General features: G+C 44.7%; 20 protein-coding genes and 1 tRNA gene. All 21 read right to left on the reverse strand.

Going from position 1 to position 15,933, the window contains the following annotated elements; genetic code table 11:
• Position 1 precedes the first annotated feature (1 nt).
• The 21 genes from QOX44_RS11390 to QOX44_RS11490 all read right to left on the reverse strand — a co-directional run bounded on the left by QOX44_RS11390 (position 2) and on the right by QOX44_RS11490 (position 15,863).
• Complete coding sequence (locus tag QOX44_RS11390) at positions 2-2,869, reverse strand: hypothetical protein (RefSeq protein WP_283683271.1); 2,868 nt, start codon at positions 2,867-2,869, stop codon at positions 2-4.
• Positions 2,866-3,243, reverse strand: coding sequence for a Gp15 family bacteriophage protein (locus QOX44_RS11395; RefSeq protein ID WP_283683272.1), 378 nt, complete (start codon positions 3,241-3,243; stop codon positions 2,866-2,868). Before QOX44_RS11395 ends, QOX44_RS11390 begins: the two co-directional genes overlap by 4 nt.
• Positions 3,212-3,517 carry a hypothetical protein gene (locus tag QOX44_RS11400; protein ID WP_283683273.1) on the reverse strand — a complete coding sequence of 102 codons (306 nt, stop codon included), beginning with the start codon at positions 3,515-3,517 and terminating at the stop codon, positions 3,212-3,214. The genes QOX44_RS11395 and QOX44_RS11400 overlap by 32 nt, the downstream gene beginning before the upstream one ends.
• Positions 3,518-3,531: 14 nt before the next feature.
• Positions 3,532-3,978: a phage tail tube protein gene (locus tag QOX44_RS11405; RefSeq protein ID WP_283683274.1), complete on the reverse strand. Its 447-nt coding sequence runs from the start codon at positions 3,976-3,978 to the stop codon at positions 3,532-3,534.
• 3 nt (positions 3,979-3,981) lie between these two features.
• A complete protein-coding gene (locus tag QOX44_RS11410) occupies positions 3,982-4,383 on the reverse strand; it encodes a phage tail terminator protein (RefSeq protein ID WP_283683275.1) in 402 nt (133 codons plus the stop codon).
• The gene (locus tag QOX44_RS11415; RefSeq protein ID WP_283683276.1) at positions 4,380-4,763 is read right to left on the reverse strand and encodes a hypothetical protein; all 384 of its coding nucleotides are present in this window, start codon (positions 4,761-4,763) and stop codon (positions 4,380-4,382) included. Before QOX44_RS11415 ends, QOX44_RS11410 begins: the two co-directional genes overlap by 4 nt.
• Positions 4,764-5,103: 340 nt before the next feature.
• A complete protein-coding gene (locus QOX44_RS11420) occupies positions 5,104-5,490 on the reverse strand; it encodes a hypothetical protein (protein WP_283683277.1) in 387 nt (128 codons plus the stop codon).
• A gap of 1 nt (position 5,491) precedes the next feature.
• Entirely contained in the window at positions 5,492-5,752 is a 261-nt protein-coding gene (locus QOX44_RS11425) for a hypothetical protein (protein WP_283683278.1), read from the reverse strand.
• Positions 5,753-5,767: 15 nt separating this feature from the next.
• On the reverse strand, positions 5,768-6,724 hold the full coding sequence (locus tag QOX44_RS11430; protein ID WP_283683279.1) for a major capsid protein: 957 nt from the start codon (positions 6,722-6,724) through the stop codon (positions 5,768-5,770).
• A gap of 5 nt (positions 6,725-6,729) precedes the next feature.
• Positions 6,730-7,332 (reverse strand): phage scaffolding protein, encoded by a 603-nt coding sequence (locus QOX44_RS11435; protein WP_283683280.1) that lies wholly within the window; start codon positions 7,330-7,332, stop codon positions 6,730-6,732.
• Positions 7,333-7,463: 131 nt separating this feature from the next.
• A complete protein-coding gene (locus QOX44_RS11440) occupies positions 7,464-7,730 on the reverse strand; it encodes a crAss001_48 related protein (RefSeq protein ID WP_283683281.1) in 267 nt (88 codons plus the stop codon).
• A 227-nt stretch (positions 7,731-7,957) separates the two neighbouring features.
• Entirely contained in the window at positions 7,958-8,083 is a 126-nt protein-coding gene (locus QOX44_RS11445; protein ID WP_283683282.1) for a hypothetical protein, read from the reverse strand.
• A complete protein-coding gene (locus QOX44_RS11450; RefSeq protein WP_283683326.1) occupies positions 8,080-9,741 on the reverse strand; it encodes a phage minor capsid protein in 1,662 nt (553 codons plus the stop codon). Before QOX44_RS11450 ends, QOX44_RS11445 begins: the two co-directional genes overlap by 4 nt.
• Positions 9,741-9,929 (reverse strand): hypothetical protein, encoded by a 189-nt coding sequence (locus QOX44_RS11455; RefSeq protein ID WP_283683283.1) that lies wholly within the window; start codon positions 9,927-9,929, stop codon positions 9,741-9,743. Before QOX44_RS11455 ends, QOX44_RS11450 begins: the two co-directional genes overlap by 1 nt.
• Positions 9,886-11,454 carry a capsid protein gene (locus QOX44_RS11460; protein WP_283683284.1) on the reverse strand — a complete coding sequence of 523 codons (1,569 nt, stop codon included), beginning with the start codon at positions 11,452-11,454 and terminating at the stop codon, positions 9,886-9,888. Before QOX44_RS11460 ends, QOX44_RS11455 begins: the two co-directional genes overlap by 44 nt.
• A 5-nt stretch (positions 11,455-11,459) precedes the next feature.
• On the reverse strand, positions 11,460-12,728 hold the full coding sequence (locus tag QOX44_RS11465) for a hypothetical protein (RefSeq protein ID WP_331488382.1): 1,269 nt from the start codon (positions 12,726-12,728) through the stop codon (positions 11,460-11,462).
• A 246-nt stretch (positions 12,729-12,974) separates the two neighbouring features.
• The gene (locus QOX44_RS11470; protein WP_283683285.1) at positions 12,975-13,478 is read right to left on the reverse strand and encodes a terminase small subunit; all 504 of its coding nucleotides are present in this window, start codon (positions 13,476-13,478) and stop codon (positions 12,975-12,977) included.
• A 67-nt stretch (positions 13,479-13,545) separates the two neighbouring features.
• Positions 13,546-13,947 carry a hypothetical protein gene (locus tag QOX44_RS11475; protein WP_283683286.1) on the reverse strand — a complete coding sequence of 134 codons (402 nt, stop codon included), beginning with the start codon at positions 13,945-13,947 and terminating at the stop codon, positions 13,546-13,548.
• Between the two features lie 90 nt (positions 13,948-14,037).
• Complete coding sequence (locus tag QOX44_RS11480; RefSeq protein ID WP_283683287.1) at positions 14,038-14,631, reverse strand: hypothetical protein; 594 nt, start codon at positions 14,629-14,631, stop codon at positions 14,038-14,040.
• A gap of 11 nt (positions 14,632-14,642) precedes the next feature.
• Positions 14,643-15,593 (reverse strand): hypothetical protein, encoded by a 951-nt coding sequence (locus QOX44_RS11485; protein ID WP_283683288.1) that lies wholly within the window; start codon positions 15,591-15,593, stop codon positions 14,643-14,645.
• A gap of 197 nt (positions 15,594-15,790) precedes the next feature.
• A tRNA-Ile gene (locus QOX44_RS11490) sits at positions 15,791-15,863 on the reverse strand.
• Between the last annotated feature and the right edge of the window lie 70 nt (positions 15,864-15,933).

The following is a 15,933-nucleotide window of genomic DNA, read 5'->3' on the forward strand; positions in this document are numbered from 1 at the left end:
CCTATATTTCTACAGTATTGAATCGCCGGTCAATAACCGTCTGCGCCATACGCTGCAATGTTGCCAGCCGCTCTCCGTCAATATTAAATCCGATGGACTCCAGGGCAGCAATGATCCGCATAACTGCATTATTCAATATAGACTCCAACTCTTCACGCGTAATACCATTCGGATTTGCACGACGCAATGCATCATCCACCATCGCCTGCAGCTTTCCTTCCGGTGCTACAAACTCACCCTGATGCCGGTTGTCACCGATCATGGCAAGCTGCGGTGCGTTTTTCTTGACGTATGCACCCTGAGCAAGATAAGGAATCTGCGGAGCTTTCCATGTTGGTACGTTAAATCCTACCGACGTGTACCCCGTTAAATCCTGTAACCATCCAGGGAGATCTATGCTGATCGTGTTAAGTGCATTCGCAACGCCATTCACCATAGTCTGTATGCCCCGCAAAAAAGCATTTACAAATCCCAGAATAGCGTTGATCGGCGCTTTAATGATATTTTTAATGCTGTTCCACACCGTTCTTGTCTTTTCTTTGACGGCATTCCATACATTCGAAATCGTAGTCTTTATTCCGTCAAATACAGTTTCTGCAGTTGTTCTTAGCCCGGTCCAAACACCAGTAACGGTTTCTTTAATACCCGACCAGATATTTGATGCCTTGGTCTTTACGCCGTCCCATACAGTACCGATCGTATCCTTAACAGCATTGAATATTGCTTTTGCAGTTGTGCTGATTCCATTCCAGACTGTCGATAGAACAGATTTAATCGTATTCCATACGGTCAATGCTACTGTTTTGATTGCTTCCCAAAGTTTTCCCAAAAATGCTTTGAGACCATTAAAAATCTCAATTGCATTTCTCTTGATATTTTCCCATGTCCGCTTTAGGAATTTTGAAACTTCGTCCCAATTTTGCCACAGCAAAACGCCTGCCGCAATAAAAGCACCTATCGCCAGTACTACTGGGTTAAATCCACCTGCAAGAACAGAGAGCCCGTGCTTCAATAATGTCAAAGCACCAGACACACTTTTCACCATCGAAATGACATTGAATCCTGCCTGAACAAAAGAAGCTATTTGCGTCACAATTGGAGCAAGTTTCCATGCCGCCAAAAATGATATGACGATTGTCGTCATCACTTGAATAACACCTGGATTCTCTGCACACCACGAAGAAAAGCTTTGCATCGCCGTATTGATGCCATCCCATACTTGCAGAAAAATTCCACCTGTCCACGCTGCGAGAGGCTGTAGCACATTATCCCAGAACCACTGGAACAAGGGCTGCAAAGCTGTCAAAATCTCATTAAAGGCACCGGTTGAAATGCTTAAGGTGTCAAGAAATCTCGGCACAACCTCATTCGCGGTCCATGTACCAAGTGGAACGAGTACGTTCTGCCAAAACCACAAAAGACCTTCGCCTACTTTGACAGCAAACGGAGCGAGTGCGTCCCACAATCTGCGCAGAGACGAGCTAATCTTGTCAAAATTGACTTTCATCAACCCATTATTCAATGCATTGACGAAATCCGGAATTCCTTTTCCGAGCGTCCATTTTCCGACTGGCACCAGAAATCTTTCGTAAAAGTCTTTCAGGCTTCCCCAGGCAAACGATCCGAGCCGTGCAAGCCCCTGATTCCAGAGGTTTTTAAGAGCATCCGTAGCCGGTTTTGCCAAGTTCACGATGTTCTGGAACATCTTTGTGATTTTACTGTCTACCTCATCGATGACAGTCTTGCCCTGCGCCAGACTGCCGAAATCCATTGCCGATCCAACAGCTCCGCCGCCCGCACTCCCAGTTCCGCCCCCAGAGGAACCACTATCAGATTCTGAGACCGGTTCATTCAGTTTATTGACTTTGTCAAAGCCCATTAGAGCGCGCATTTCTTTTGCCGCCTTTTTTGCAGCTGTCCCTACTCCCTTTGTAGCATTTGACAGTCCAGATGCAGCATCACTTGCACCGTCCAGTCCGCTCGCTGCCGTATCAGCAACAGCTCCCAGATCGGCAACCGGCGCAGCCGCAGAAGCACCGCTGCTTTTCTTTCCGGTAATTAGCTCCGTAAAAGCCTTAAAAGCATTTGCAAGCGTGATAAGTTTCCCGATCACGGTATTTACAACCTTGATGATCGGCGTGAACAGGTTTATCAGCCCCTGCCCTATCGTTGCTTTCAGCGATTCAAATTGAAGTCTCAGAACCCTTACCTGGTTTGCCCATGAACCTGATGATCTTGCAAAATCTCCCGAAGCTGCCGAAAGCTGCTGCTGTACGAATGAATACCGCAGCGCAACTTTTTCAGCCTCAGACATCGCCTGCGTGGTCTTGCCGAAGCCATTCGCCATCGCATATGCATCAAGTGCGTTCTGCGTCATAACAACGCCGAGTTCCTTAAGCGACTCTGTCTCACCTGTGAAAACTGATTTCAGCTTTGTATATGCCTCGTCCTGACTGATGTTGTAGAACGACGCCACATCACCTGCAAGTCCTGTCAGCGTGCTTCCCATGTCATAGGCGGCTTTTTCGGAGAATCCGAACACCTTTGCCATAGCGCCGAAAGTTCCTGTATAACGCTTTGCCATCGTCTCTGACAGACCGAAGCTTCCTGCTGCTGACTTCGCAAATTTATCAACCTGCGCAGTCATACGTGGGAACGTCACATCTACGACATTTTGCACCTCTTGCAAGTCTGAACCAAGCTCAATGCAGGATTTTCCGAAGTCTGCAAGTTTTTTTACTCCGAACGCAGCAGCCAGAGCAATTCCTGCTTTTTTCGCTAATCTGGTAATCCCAGACATTTGTTTGTTAAATTGATTTTGATTAACGACCAGATCCAGACCGATCTCGCCCACGCTTGTAGCGCTCACGTATCTCTCTCACCTCCAGCCATTTTTATAAAAGCAGTTTTGAAGCCTTCCAATATTCTGTCCATATCTTCTTGCTTCACCTGTTTTGCCTGCCTGCTTCTCCACGCGTTACGAATTCGCCTTTGATCTTTTGTAAAATGCTTTAATACCTCTTTATCGTCCTCGGCTCGGATCGCGACGATCCGGCCAAGAGCCGTGTCCGGTCCGAGTCCGACAAGCAGATCGCGAAATTCGCTCCACTTCATCCCTACAGGCAATTCTTTTGATAAACGAATCCCGTACTGCGATTGAAACGATGATACGATCAGATCAAAGTCTTCGTTCAGGTCGTAGTACGGGTCGCTACTCTCCCTGTGTATCTTCCCCCATGACAAGTGCCATTGCTTCCTGCACAATAGCCATCAGAGACGACGCGGCAAGCTTCTTACCGTCTTTTTTCAGATTGCATATTGCCTTAATGTCTTTCGGCTTAAAGATCAGGTTCAGTGCTTCCATGACTGCCTGCAGATCTTCCTTGCTATTAAATACACCCATCAGGCGCAGCATTGTTTCTGCATCCGAATTCACTTCGACTTCAAGCGTTCCGATTTTCATAACCGGATTTTCATCGAAACTGAGTTTTTCTGTGATATCTACTACTTTTGCCATAGCCTATCTCCTTTTCATCCCTTCGGTGTAACGGTTGGTTTTCCGTTGCTCATGATCTCGAATTCCAATGGCGCTACTGCCGTAGAATCTCCTGCCCCTATATTTGTTACATTCACCACTGCTCCCGGGAACTCTACCTTTGTTCCATCCGGGAATGTCCATTGAAATGATTTCTCGGACTTTCGACCGTTCTCGAACGCCAATCCGGCGATCAGGTCATTTCCTGCGTCTCCTACATTCCTTTTTGCTGTGACGGAAATCGTAACGCCCTTTCCGGTCAGTAAGCGACGAACCCATCCTTCTGTATCGAACGGTGTCCATTCTTCGATATTGTTATCGAAAGCTACGCTAAAAGTCTCGCAGTCCGCTATGTTTGCATACGATGCCGGACCTTCTGCTGACGCAGTGTCCACCTGAAACTGGTTCTCGTAGCATGGATATACTCCTGTCTTTCCTGCCATATGTTATTCTCCTTTCGCATAAATAAAAGCCGCCTCTATGACCATTTCGTAGATTCCGGAATCATCCGTACCAACATCCTGTATCTCATAAAGCGGCTGGATAAATTTAATTGTCTCATTGTTAATCTTTGCTTCTCTCGCAGCCGTCAGAGCCTTAAATAAAGCTGTAGCGGCCTTTTCTGTATCTCTTGGAGACTTGTTCCAATGCACCAGAAGGGTGACGTATTTCGTGCCGTAGGACTCCAGAGAGGCACCTCCAATAGCCGTCTTATAGGCACGCTGATGCTTGCTGTGATACACTCCAATGGTTTTATCCGGTTTGGCATCCAGTTTCCCCATATAAACCTTTTTTGGCTCTGTAATATTCAGAGAAGCAATATAGTCTCTTATATCTGCCAGTGTCATATACCTGTCAGCCTCCTGTAGATGTTCTTAAATGCTTTCGCTGCAAAATCAGCCTGCGATCCACCCGGCAGCCAGTCCTCATACCACCTTCCACGCGCATTTGGGTTTTCATCTTTCTGGAAGTGATATTCGGGGTGAAAATACAGGCGGCGCGCATAAGGCGTACTGGAAACAATAGATACTTTCCCTTTGCTACTGTCAGAATAATCTACAAAAGTGCTTTCATTTTGAAGATTTCCAGTATCCCGCGGAAATACCTGCGCCTGCACCACTTCGGTATGCAGCGCTTCCGCTGTCTGCTCCAAAGCTGTAACCTGCGCCTGTGTGAGCTGCTGAAGCTTCGGAAAATTCATCCTGATCTTAGACGTAACTTTTATCATATCAGTAGTACCTCCGTGTAATTCACAGTCCCATCTGGGTTCCTTGCTTTTCGTCCTTGCAGAATCCGGCGCTTTACTCCGAAAATTTCGGCTTCCCCGCCTGATATGATGGGTAAATCAGGGCATATATCACACGGGAACAGCGCAGATCCGGTAATCTCTATCAGCTTCTTTTGTGCCGTGAGTACCGTCCGCGCCTTATCCTGATAGTTGCAGCATCCGGCATACGTTATCGGCGGTAACGGCTCGCCATACTCATTCAATCCCTCACGCGAAATCGAAAGACGAATCTCCGTCCTACAAAGTTTTTTCGGTACCAGACATGGATATTTCACAGTTATCACCTCGCTAACCGGCAACACAGCCCCGTCTGACACAGCAGCGCATACACATCACGCCGCATGGCAACTCCCTGTTCCGTATACACATTCCAAGAGCTGCCAAATTGAGCTGATACGCCGTTGATACTGTAGCCTTGCAGGATCGTGCTGATCTCGTCTGCATTTTCGTATTCAAAATCTGCCTGCTGGCAGACCACCTCCCGGATTAGATCCTGCTGAAATGGTGTAAGATCAGAAATTCCCCGGCCCACAATCCGGTTGAAAGTCAGGGAATCAATGTGGCGGGATGCCTGCCGGAGAGCACTGGGAAGCTTATTCTCCGGGATCAGGCTCCCGCCGTACTCACGCAAATAAAAATCAGGTGCAGCGTATGGCTCATATGCCATATCACTCACCTGCTTTCTTGGGCGGTGCCTTTTTACTGGGTTCTTTGGACGCTTTGGGTTCTTCCGATTCTTCGGACTTTTCCATATTTGTAGGTTCATCCTCATTTTCAGGCACCTTCACGCCCGCCGCCTCTTCTACAGTATAACCATGTTTCCTAAACCAATCTAACAGATACGGATCATCCGTTTCCCCTACTCCGCCGCAAAATGGCACGGATGCCGATACTCCGGTATAATCTTTGTTAGGGCTATACACCTTCATACTTTATACCTCCTACTATTTCACTTTAATGTTACGGAATACGCCTGCCGCCTTGGATGCTTTCAGCGCAATGGCTGCATTCATTTCCACTTCACCTTTCTTTACGGCTCCGGCGGTAGAAAAATCAGGAAGCCAGGTCTGGACAGGGGCCACGCCTGAGAAGGAAACAGCATGAAGACCATCCATAGCCAGACGGGCTACATAGAGGGAGGTTGTTCCTGCATCATTATCAATGCCAACTACCTCATCATTGGTTCCGGGCTTTGTCTTCATGTCCACAAACGGGATACCGCCGTAACTCTCTACCTGATTTCCCCAGTTATCCTTTGTTACCTGATACATGCTGGCGCGTCTCGCGCAGGCACGCAGCTTAGAGATCAGTTTATTATTTCCCATAATGCAGGACGGGGTACCATCCAAACCACCGAGGAACTCGTCCAGCATATCCAGAAAATACTGGTAATTCTGTGTAATCAGTTCTGAGGTAGACAGATCAATATTTCCGGTTTTGTTGTACTCTGTGCTGCTTCCGGTCAGCGCCTTATCCAGACCATCAAAAGCCTTAGAATCTTTTCCCACATCACCGTTGATGAACGTATCATTAAACAGTGCCTGGGCTGCCTTGATCTTCTGGGCTTGCTGCAATTCTACCTCGCTTACAATACCGCCCATACTTGCAATCACACGGTCAATCTCATAAGAACCACCAAACACCTTAATTTCAACCGTGTGGCGTTCTTTGGTTACCTCAGACGGGGTGTATTCCTTGTTGATCTCACGGAACTGTGCCGTCGGCTGTGTCTTAAGACGGGTATAGCTGTAACTTGGCGTTGCTCCTCCGCCGGTCAGTGATACCGCATCATCGAATGGGATGTGCTCCAAAATCCAGTTAGATTTCTGGAACTCATCAATCACGCCCATCTGCAGGTCATCCTGCACATTCTTTTTTGCTTCTTCAAGTGTAATCGCCATTGTTTTTACTCTCCTTTCTCATCTGCTCCCATGCCTAATTTGGCTGCGATTGCTTCCTTCATTGTCATGCGGCCGCCTTCTCCGCCATTGCCTCCATCCGTGTCCTTGGCTCCGATGGGGAAGAAACCTTTCTTTGCAGCAGGCTTCTGCTCCGCCTTAAACAGGAATGGCTTACTTTCTTTCAGTGCCTTTACCTGCTCATCCAGACCAGTTACTTTTCCGTCCTCCCCAAGGATAAGCTTGTTTCTGTCAACCAGACCAGCTACCAGATCGCTATCCTGCGCGGATGTAGAAATAGCCAGCTTGATGGCATTGGTCAGCTTAAGATCCGTAATCTCTTTCTGATGTTCCAGATCCTTCTGCTTGATCTGATTTTGAAAGTCTGTGATCTGCTGGGTAAGCGCTGCATTGTCCCCGGCGGTCGTTTTTAAGGTCTCCAGCTGGGTCTTGTAGTCATTGACAGATGTTTCCAGCTGTTTACGCTGCCGCTCTGTCTGGTCGTATGTGTCTTTTGCTACATACCCCTCCAGCTCCTTTTTGGATTCCTCTGCGGCCTTCTTGGCAAGAGATTTCTCGATGCCAAGGGCTTCAAACTGTTCCTGCGTCATTATGACACCTTCCTTTCTTCCGGTTCTTTAACGCCTGCCGAAAAAAGGCGAAAAAATAACACCCAGGCACCGCCTGCGTGTCTATGACTAATTCTATGACTTGCTATGACTAATTCTATAACTTGCTATGACTACAGCTCTATGCCTTCCATTACTGCCCGCGCTTCCAGCACCGCAATATAATCCGTCATAGCCTTTACCTGCATATTGTAGGTGCTTCTTGGGCAGGTCGGCTCAAAGTCCAGCATACCCTGATCCCATTTATCCAGCATGGCTTTCAGCTTGTGGTATCGAATCGCAACCTGACAATACTCAGCCTTAAAGCGTTCCTTATAATCCGGGCTGCTCATCATCTCAGCTGTATCATCTAACCTCATTTCTCTCTTACACTCACTCATCTCCTAATCTCCTTTCCGTATTTCACGCACCGCCTCACATAGCCGCCATAAGGGCCATGGCGGCGGCACCAATGTTTCCTATACTGATGTTCGCATCCAGGCTTTGCCCGACAGAAGAACCGTTTCAGCCATCTTAACAATCTACTCATTATGCGCTCCTTCCTGTTGCGACGTCGCAACGCTAAAAATGGATACAAAAAACCACCGGCCATTACTGACTGGTGGTTTTAAATGCGTCCTTCTTTTTTCAGTTTTTCGATTTCCTCCGGTGTAAGTTTCCGAGGGTTGGTCGGCATTGTTACTCTATCCCGAAATGCCTTATAAGCCTCTTTTTCTTCCTTTGTCATCTTCATATAATCACCTGCAATTCAATTACATTTTCTTTCTTTGATATTACTCTAAAAATAGTTCCTTTGTCAAGTAGCAGTTCTCTTTGTTTGGGATACTTACTAATAGCCTCAATATATGCTCCCCTACTCCCTTTAGGAATATAAATAACCACCTTATATGGCTTTTCAAGAGCTGCTCTTTTTGACACAGAAGTACTGATAAACTGTTCTTCTATGATTAAATCATTTACTTCAAACCCAGAATATAAATCCACATCCAAATTTCTGTACGCAATAACATCACGTTTAATTCTGCTTTTATTCAGTGCACTGCTTATAATATCTGCATAGGTTCTCAACTTTTTATCTTCCGGCAGATCTCCCCGTAGCATGGCGTTTAACCTTTCAAAGAAACGATTCGGCTTTTTGTCCCCAGAATTATATGTGTATTTCTGTATTGCGTTCTTTTCATCTTCTGAAAGAGTTTCTATCCATTCTTTTGAATCTTCTCTCAGAACATCAACTACTTTTTCCTTCGGTAAGGCTCTGAAATTTGCCAATGGACGTTTTGACTGAGCGTATTCAGGGTTATTCATACCGCCCGTCTTAAAACGTGCCCTCTTCCATTCCCTTGCTTTTATTCCATAGTGCTTTTGATTCTCCTCATCCAGCGAATACTCAGACAGCCGCCTATACTTCTCTTCCTGTCGCTTAGCATACTGCTGTTTCTGTTCTGCTTCGTATTCCTGTCCGATGGCCTCCAATTCTTCTCTTGTCCATGTATCATCAGCTGTTGAAATTCCAGGAAAATAGGTTGTATGGCTGTCCTTACAGCGTGGATGGTAGAGACCGCAGCTGATTGCGTAACTCATCAAGGGATATTTCTTCCCTGTCTCTGGATCTACTCCATCCTCAGAGCCACCGCTCCACACATCATCGATCAGAACCTTCCCACAGAACGGGAGACACTTGGGACAGGGATTCCCACGCTTGTTGATAATTACCGTGGCTATTCCCCATTCCTGCCGCTTCTCTCCTTCGCCTTGCAGGTATGCCCTCTTTGATGCCGTTCGGATTGCCATATCAGCATAATCAGCCAATGTATGACGGGCTCCATTGACATACTGTACACAGTTAAGGCCACGGGATAACATATCCTTCGTAGCCATATCCACAGCCTTCTCATAGGTTCCTGCGCCTGTATTGGCGTATACCTGAGCGTTATAGATCGCCTGCCTGTAATCATCCTCTGCCTTGCGCAGGATCGCAGTTTCGGCCTTCTCCATATCATGAGTAGTGGCCTCGATCAGAGCTTCCAGTTTACGGTCATTCAGGCGGAAGAACTCTCCTGCCATGCCCTTACTGATCTTCTTGGTCGGAAACCCCTTTTTAATTGCCCCCAGTATTTTTATTTCCTGCTGCATATTCCCTGTTTCTCTGGCCTGTCGGATCAGAAGGTCAATCTCCCCGTTTATCTTCTGGAACTGCTTCTTGTACTTCTTCTGGTTGTCTCGTTTATACTTTTCTAAGGCCTTAAGCTGCTCGGCCTGCCACATAGACCATTCATAGCCCTCTGCTATTTCCTCGGCCCTGTGGCGGTCCATGTTACGGATCATAGAGGCAATCAGTTCATTCTCAATAGCCTTAAAAGCAGCTGTGATATCATATTCTGTCAGAGGAATCACCTCCCATTTGCATATACCTTATACCCTGCCGCCTTGAATTGGCGAATCAGCTTTTTCAGCTGGGTAATGCTCTTGCAATGATCCAGACGCATTTCTGCCTGTCCGTCCTTTTCAATAGCATACACCCCAAAAGGAACCTGCTCACTTCCCAGCGCCAGAAGGCTCTTGTACCTTTCCTGATTCACCGCCCAGACCTTTTTTCCTATTGTCACCACCATCTATTTTGCCTCCTTCTGTATTCAACTGAAAAGAACCGGCGGACTGATTGATCCCCGGCTCTTCCAACTCTGCGATACCCTGTTCTGTTTTCAAACGCCCCACCTCTGCATCCTTTTCTTCCTGCGTCCATGTGTCTCCGTACAGCTGATCCACAGAGGTTTCCAGAGACATTACGCCATACTGTTTTGCTTTTCCTACTGTCTCTACTGTGGTTCCAAAATCAGGAGATGCATATTCACCAAATTTTACTGTCGGCTCATACTCCCCTGGTGTTTTCCCGCACATCAGATCGTAACATTGTAATACCGCCTGGATCAGCTTTGGAAGAGTTTCATTCAAAGCGTCTACAATCTTATTTCTCACATGGAGTGTCACCTTTTCTTTCTCCCTCTGTGATTCGGCATTGTCTGTCTTTTTGAGATCAATTCCCAGAGTGGACGGGGATATGATACCTTGCAATACCATATCCAGAAAACTGGCATAGCTGCTGACATATGCCTCGTAGGAAATCTGGGGCTGTGAAATCTCCACCTGCTGACTGGATTTCTCTGTCATATTGTCCCCAATAGCAATAAAATCATTGTCAAACGGATTAGCCGGAAGCATCTTTCCATCAACAGGATCTCTTGGCATCAGATTCTCTGGTATATAACGTTTAATGCGTCCCATCCGGATTGCATCCATCCACTGGCTTATCACCTCGTCCAAACCATCCAGCACATCCGTCTTCCCGTCAAACAACGCTTTTCCACGATGCTTATGTTTGATTGATGAAAATATCTTAAGAGGGACTGCCAGCATCAGATCCCCCTCTATCCCTATATCCATCAAGTGCGCCGTTTCTGGGAGCTGCTTCAAGGATACCTCCCGGCCATAATCATCATACAGCTTGTACTTAATGTACCCGTATCCATAAGTTTCTTCCAATTGCAACTCCTTGCTTCCAGATCTGTAACTCGTATAGAATTTAATCTCCTTGAGCTGGGAATGACTGTATACATAATTGATATTTTCCGCATCGTAAAACTCAATGATCGGGTAAGGGCTGCACTCGTCTGCCGTAATCTTGAAAGCACCGTCTCCGGAAGCAAGCGCTCCAGAAATACCCTCACCAATTACATTATTAAGGTCGGCCCCGTTAAATATTTCTTTCCAGGTTTTCTCCGTTTCCAGCTGCCCTTCTCCGAAGGTTACTGCGTCCATATCAGCCAGCACAATATCCCTGTACCGGTCCACAACCGTAGACACAATTCCACTGTGCATCTTACGGACGCTTCCCTGCGCTGTTGCCGCCCAGAATCTGGCTTTCTCTACGTCCCAGCGAGCTGTCTTTTTAAAATACTGCTCCAGCTCCGCGCTGTCTCCCCGATACCACAGCTTATTCCGGATCACATCCGCCAGAAAAGTATGGGGTTCTATGATTACAACCTCTCTTTCCCTGGCTGGCTGGATCCGAAAGAGTTTTTTTACAAAATTCTGTATCCAATTCATCTGTTTCACCCCTTAAAAATCTTACTCTGGTAGGGAATCCATGCATATTGCACGGAGTTCACCATGTGATCGTTTCTGTCTTCTGGTGTGTTGTCCTTATCTTCCATCCAGCTGTAAGAATCAAGCTCTGCAATGTAATTCGTGCATGTGTCCACCACATAAAAGCATGGCTCTATTTCAGCGCCATCATCATATGCCATCCATCCCAGCTGTGCGTTGATTCGGTCAATAATCTCCATCTGCTTCCACGCGTTATTAAGTGTATAGACGCATCCGTTCCGGCGCTTATACTTATTCCACTCCTGCATGGTTGCCTGATCTGCATTATCCAGAAAAGCATTTCTTGACAGGCCCCATTCTTTCTTGTTTCGATCCAGAAAGTCAACCAGGTTCTGAACCGTATCGGATGGGGCAAGCGGCATTTCTAGTGTGGCATTATTATACACTTTTTCTGCCAGCACAACGCAGCACCCTTTGTTGGTGATTCCAAGGAATGACATTGCTATTGTATCCGGAGATTTCTGGGAATAAGACGTATCAACAGCAGCCGAAAAATACATGAAAAATTCCTTTTTTCTCGGCTCGTCTGGACTTTGTACAAACTGTTTGGCCCATTCCTTACTCTTAACATGGCGGGAATGGTTAAAGTTACTGAATACCAAGCCTGTAGCCTTTCCACGCAGTCCCAGGATCTTATTCTTCCAAATCTTAGTGCCCTTGGGAGTGTTGGCTATGATCTTTTCTATCTTTTCTTTCGGCAGGCCGAGGTTATGGACAAAAGAAAAGAACCAATGCACCCAGCCGGGCTTCGGTTCTTCTTTCAACTCGTCCTTAATTTCCTGCGGCGTTTCGTCTTCCCATTCGGGGAGCGGTCTGGAACAATTGATATACTCCCTGTATACGTCAAGCCCCGGATCGTCCGGATTCAGCGTTGCCATCAGATAATCGCAGCGCATAGATGCTTCGCGAACAAAATCAATGTCCGCCGTATTGATCTCATCGATGTACAAGCAGCCATACTGACCACCAAGGGCTTTTTTCCACTTCTTTTTATTTCCGTAGCCGAGCACATAGATCACTTTATCGCCACCGGTTGTTTTGAAGATCAGGTGCGGGATCTTATCATCTTTTGTTCCGCTGCCGTTATACTCAACCAGAACACCAAAAACATCAAGAATACCGAGATCCTTGTTAATGATGTTCTTCTCCGCTGTACCGGTATCATCCGCTGCGATAATATGCAGCTTCTTCGGAGACTCAGCAACCTTCAGCATGAATTTGAATAGTCCGACTGTCGTCTTTCCCGCTGCTGTGGTTAAGTTCCTTCAAGGAACTCGACCGGAGCGTCGCACCTTACAAACGCCTTGTATTTATCAGATAATAATAGTCTTTCATTACTCAAAGGAAAATCACCCCCTTCAAAACAAAAGTCAAGCACTATCTTTCCAAGAACTCTACCGGCGCATCATACCGCAGGAAAGCTTTGTATTTCTCCGACAGCAATAAACGCTCTGTGCTCATTACTCGCTGCCTCTCATTTGCGTGATCAGATCATCTAACTTCGACTTTTCCTCATCGATGCCGGATACCTGCAATTTATCATTCCACATGCCAAGATGTCGTCCTAAAAGCTCCAATGCTTTCTCTTTGTCGTTCAGCTTAAGTTCTATTCCGAACTTCCCCTCCTTGATTCCCGCAATCGCTTTAACCTGCGTAGCGGATAGCTCTTTGGTATCCCGAATCTTAACGACATCACCGCAAACTTCTGCATAATCAGTAGCTCGCGCAAATGCAATGGCTGCCAGTTCCTGAATTACCATGTCCTGCGTTACTTCTGTGCGCTCCTGCCGTTCTTCCATCCGCTTTGCAATATATGCCGCAACGTTAGCATTTGTTAGCAGCCTACTTCCGTTTGCCCTGGCTGTCTCATCCTTTCTCACAGACGGATACGCGACTCGGTAAGCCCGAGTGGCATTCAAGTCGATCAAGTATTCATCAGCAAAAATTTTCTGTTTTTTTGTCACTCGGCTCACCTCGCTTTCTGCATTGAAAAAGCTGAGAGAATCATCCCTCAGCTGGTTATTTTTTTGATTACAATATTGTTATCCGCATAGTCTCACCTATGTCTTTGACAATAACGTTAGCAACAGCAAGTCTTGCATTTTCCTTGTCTGCTTCATTCTTCAGAACATAAGTCAAAAATTCGGATGTATCCTCTCCATAATCAAAGTCCTTTATAATACAGTATAAATATACTTCCCGTCCTTTTTGCTTTATTTTCTCTATAATATCATCTGTTTCCTTTTTGATAAATTCATGCAAATACGCTTCTCCGCATGTAGTCAGCCTAATTCGTTCTTCATCTTTTTCTGCGAATCCAGAAGAAGCAAACTTTTTAGTCAACTCCTCTTCAACAGCTAAATCATAATATCGACCTGGTGTTTCGTAAAAATCTATCACCAAATCTACTAACTCTTTTTTAGTGAACTCCATAGCATATTACCTCCCTCAACATTTTCTCCATCATACCACAAAACGCCCTGTATTTCTACAGGACGTTCATGAAAACAAAGATATTCAAACTTATTTATTCATATCTACATCTATTACCCGATAAATTCGTTTGAGAATCATAAATAAAGTTATCAATAGTAAAAAAACCAAATAATATACGATAAAACTTTGTAAATAACTATACTGCTTTACAAATACATTAAATAGACAAAAAATGAGAATCACAATACTCAACAATATTGCAAACATCACTGCATAATACGTTTGTATTAACGAACGTTTTGATATGTGCGCATCCATGCTGTAGTAGTTCGGATTCTGTTGAATTTTCGACTTCATATCAATTATCATTGTTAATAAAGTAAATAACATGGCTGTTAAAATCGAAACTATAATCGTAACAATATTGAGAATTGATGCATCCATTCTTTTATTCTTCACCGCGCCCAAAGCAATTATTAGAGGAATACCAAAATAATAAATTATTGGAACAAGCATTATCCCACCGTCCCGTTTTTTAAAGCAAGACACATAGTTTAAAATAATCGTTCTTACAGAAGCATATTTCATTTTAAATACCAACCGTCCAACTACCAATAAACAAACGACTACACAAATTATCATGATGTCCGGCTTTAAAAAAATTTTTATTATTTCAGCCATAATTAATTCCCCTATTCAGCAATGAATCCTTGTCCAACTAAGTAGCCTCTTCCTGTTTCTATCATTACCGGTTTCAAACTTTCAAATATTGGATGCCCATCAGCAGTTTGAACCTTTTCTGTAATATCTTCTGTGATAATTATCTTATCCAAATTATCCAGATTTATCGTTTTTTCTGTTTTCCCTAACTTAAAAACCAACTTTAAATTATTATAATCAAAACCATCTATTTGTATGATTTCTGTAGCGGCTCTTTGTCCTCGCATCCATTCATCAATCTCAATTCGTTTTCTGGTCATAAACCCTATTGGCTTATGAATGATCCTTTCTTCGCTTGTTGCAGCAACACCATAATTTACACCCATTCGTTCCGCTTCATCTTCAGGTATTTCATATCTGATCATAGAAATTTTCTGCAAAACACCTTCGTTAAAATACTTTTGCACATATTGTTTTGGCATTACAGGCCCCATTGAAACAAATAAATCCGGATTTACATTTCTAAGAATCTCTTGAATTTTTTTATGCAATGCAACCTTTACGCCATATTGTCCTAGTGTTTGCATGACAATGACACAAGTATCTATTTCCCCAGCCGGGAGCACAATACAAAAGCCAAATGGCATAACATCTGCCTGATTGGTGCTACGATTATATATCTCACCACTGTTTATGTTGACTAACTCTGAACTTGTGCCATATTCTCCTGTTTTTATTTTTCCGCAAAGTGTTTTACAAATAAGTCTGTTATTATCATCTAAAATCTCTTCATTATCCTTTTGGCAAAATGTAAAAAGACTTTCTTTGTCCCTATCATTTATATATTCATTTATATGTGTATCAATGTACTCTGAAATTATCTGAATAATATCTCTTTCAGCAACAATATTATTTAAATTTTGTTTTTCTACGCCACCTAACGATACACTCATCCCGTAAACAGACAAACCAATTTTTCTCATATAAAAATCCCCCAAACAACATTTTTCTTTTATTGTATTCCAAAATTATCTATTTTTCAACAAGAAACGCTTGTCTGAGTCATCTTTATATTACCGAACATTTGTTCTTTTGTCTATTGACAAAACCACCAAAAAGAGCCGTGTATTTTCTACACGACTCTCTTTAAAAAATGTTGTTTGGGTCCTCATTCGAGGAATCGGAACAGCCGGAATCGAACCGGCGACCCCACGGATATAAGCCATGTGCTCTGCCAACTGAGCTATGTTCCAATATGCCGGCAAGGTTCCTGCGGCGTTGCCTCATTATTTAAGTCCGTCTTATGAGGTATCACCTTGTACC

This window comes from Parablautia sp. Marseille-Q6255 (assembly GCF_951230155.1).
In the GTDB taxonomy this organism is placed as follows: Bacteria; Bacillota; Clostridia; order Lachnospirales; family Lachnospiraceae; genus Choladousia.

What these genes read in the sequence shown, in the direction of transcription:
- QOX44_RS11440 (WP_283683281.1), bottom strand. Translation starts at nt 7,730, where the DNA reads ATGAGTGAGTGTAAGAGAGAAATGAGGTTAGATGATACAGCTGAGATG.
- QOX44_RS11475 (WP_283683286.1), bottom strand. Translation starts at nt 13,947, where the DNA reads ATGGAGTTCACTAAAAAAGAGTTAGTAGATTTGGTGATAGATTTTTAC.
- QOX44_RS11465 (WP_331488382.1), bottom strand. Translation starts at nt 12,728, where the DNA reads ATGCTGAAGGTTGCTGAGTCTCCGAAGAAGCTGCATATTATCGCAGCG.
- QOX44_RS11430 (WP_283683279.1), bottom strand. Translation starts at nt 6,724, where the DNA reads ATGGCGATTACACTTGAAGAAGCAAAAAAGAATGTGCAGGATGACCTG.
- QOX44_RS11425 (WP_283683278.1), bottom strand. Translation starts at nt 5,752, where the DNA reads ATGAAGGTGTATAGCCCTAACAAAGATTATACCGGAGTATCGGCATCC.
- QOX44_RS11415 (WP_283683276.1), bottom strand. Translation starts at nt 4,763, where the DNA reads ATGATAAAAGTTACGTCTAAGATCAGGATGAATTTTCCGAAGCTTCAG.
- QOX44_RS11420 (WP_283683277.1), bottom strand. Translation starts at nt 5,490, where the DNA reads ATGGCATATGAGCCATACGCTGCACCTGATTTTTATTTGCGTGAGTAC.
- QOX44_RS11410 (WP_283683275.1), bottom strand. Translation starts at nt 4,383, where the DNA reads ATGACACTGGCAGATATAAGAGACTATATTGCTTCTCTGAATATTACA.
- QOX44_RS11480 (WP_283683287.1), bottom strand. Translation starts at nt 14,631, where the DNA reads ATGGCTGAAATAATAAAAATTTTTTTAAAGCCGGACATCATGATAATT.
- QOX44_RS11485 (WP_283683288.1), bottom strand. Translation starts at nt 15,593, where the DNA reads ATGAGAAAAATTGGTTTGTCTGTTTACGGGATGAGTGTATCGTTAGGT.
- QOX44_RS11435 (WP_283683280.1), bottom strand. Translation starts at nt 7,332, where the DNA reads ATGACGCAGGAACAGTTTGAAGCCCTTGGCATCGAGAAATCTCTTGCC.
- QOX44_RS11400 (WP_283683273.1), bottom strand. Translation starts at nt 3,517, where the DNA reads ATGGCAAAAGTAGTAGATATCACAGAAAAACTCAGTTTCGATGAAAAT.
- QOX44_RS11445 (WP_283683282.1), bottom strand. Translation starts at nt 8,083, where the DNA reads ATGAAGATGACAAAGGAAGAAAAAGAGGCTTATAAGGCATTTCGGGAT.
- QOX44_RS11460 (WP_283683284.1), bottom strand. Translation starts at nt 11,454, where the DNA reads ATGAATTGGATACAGAATTTTGTAAAAAAACTCTTTCGGATCCAGCCA.
- QOX44_RS11405 (WP_283683274.1), bottom strand. Translation starts at nt 3,978, where the DNA reads ATGGCAGGAAAGACAGGAGTATATCCATGCTACGAGAACCAGTTTCAG.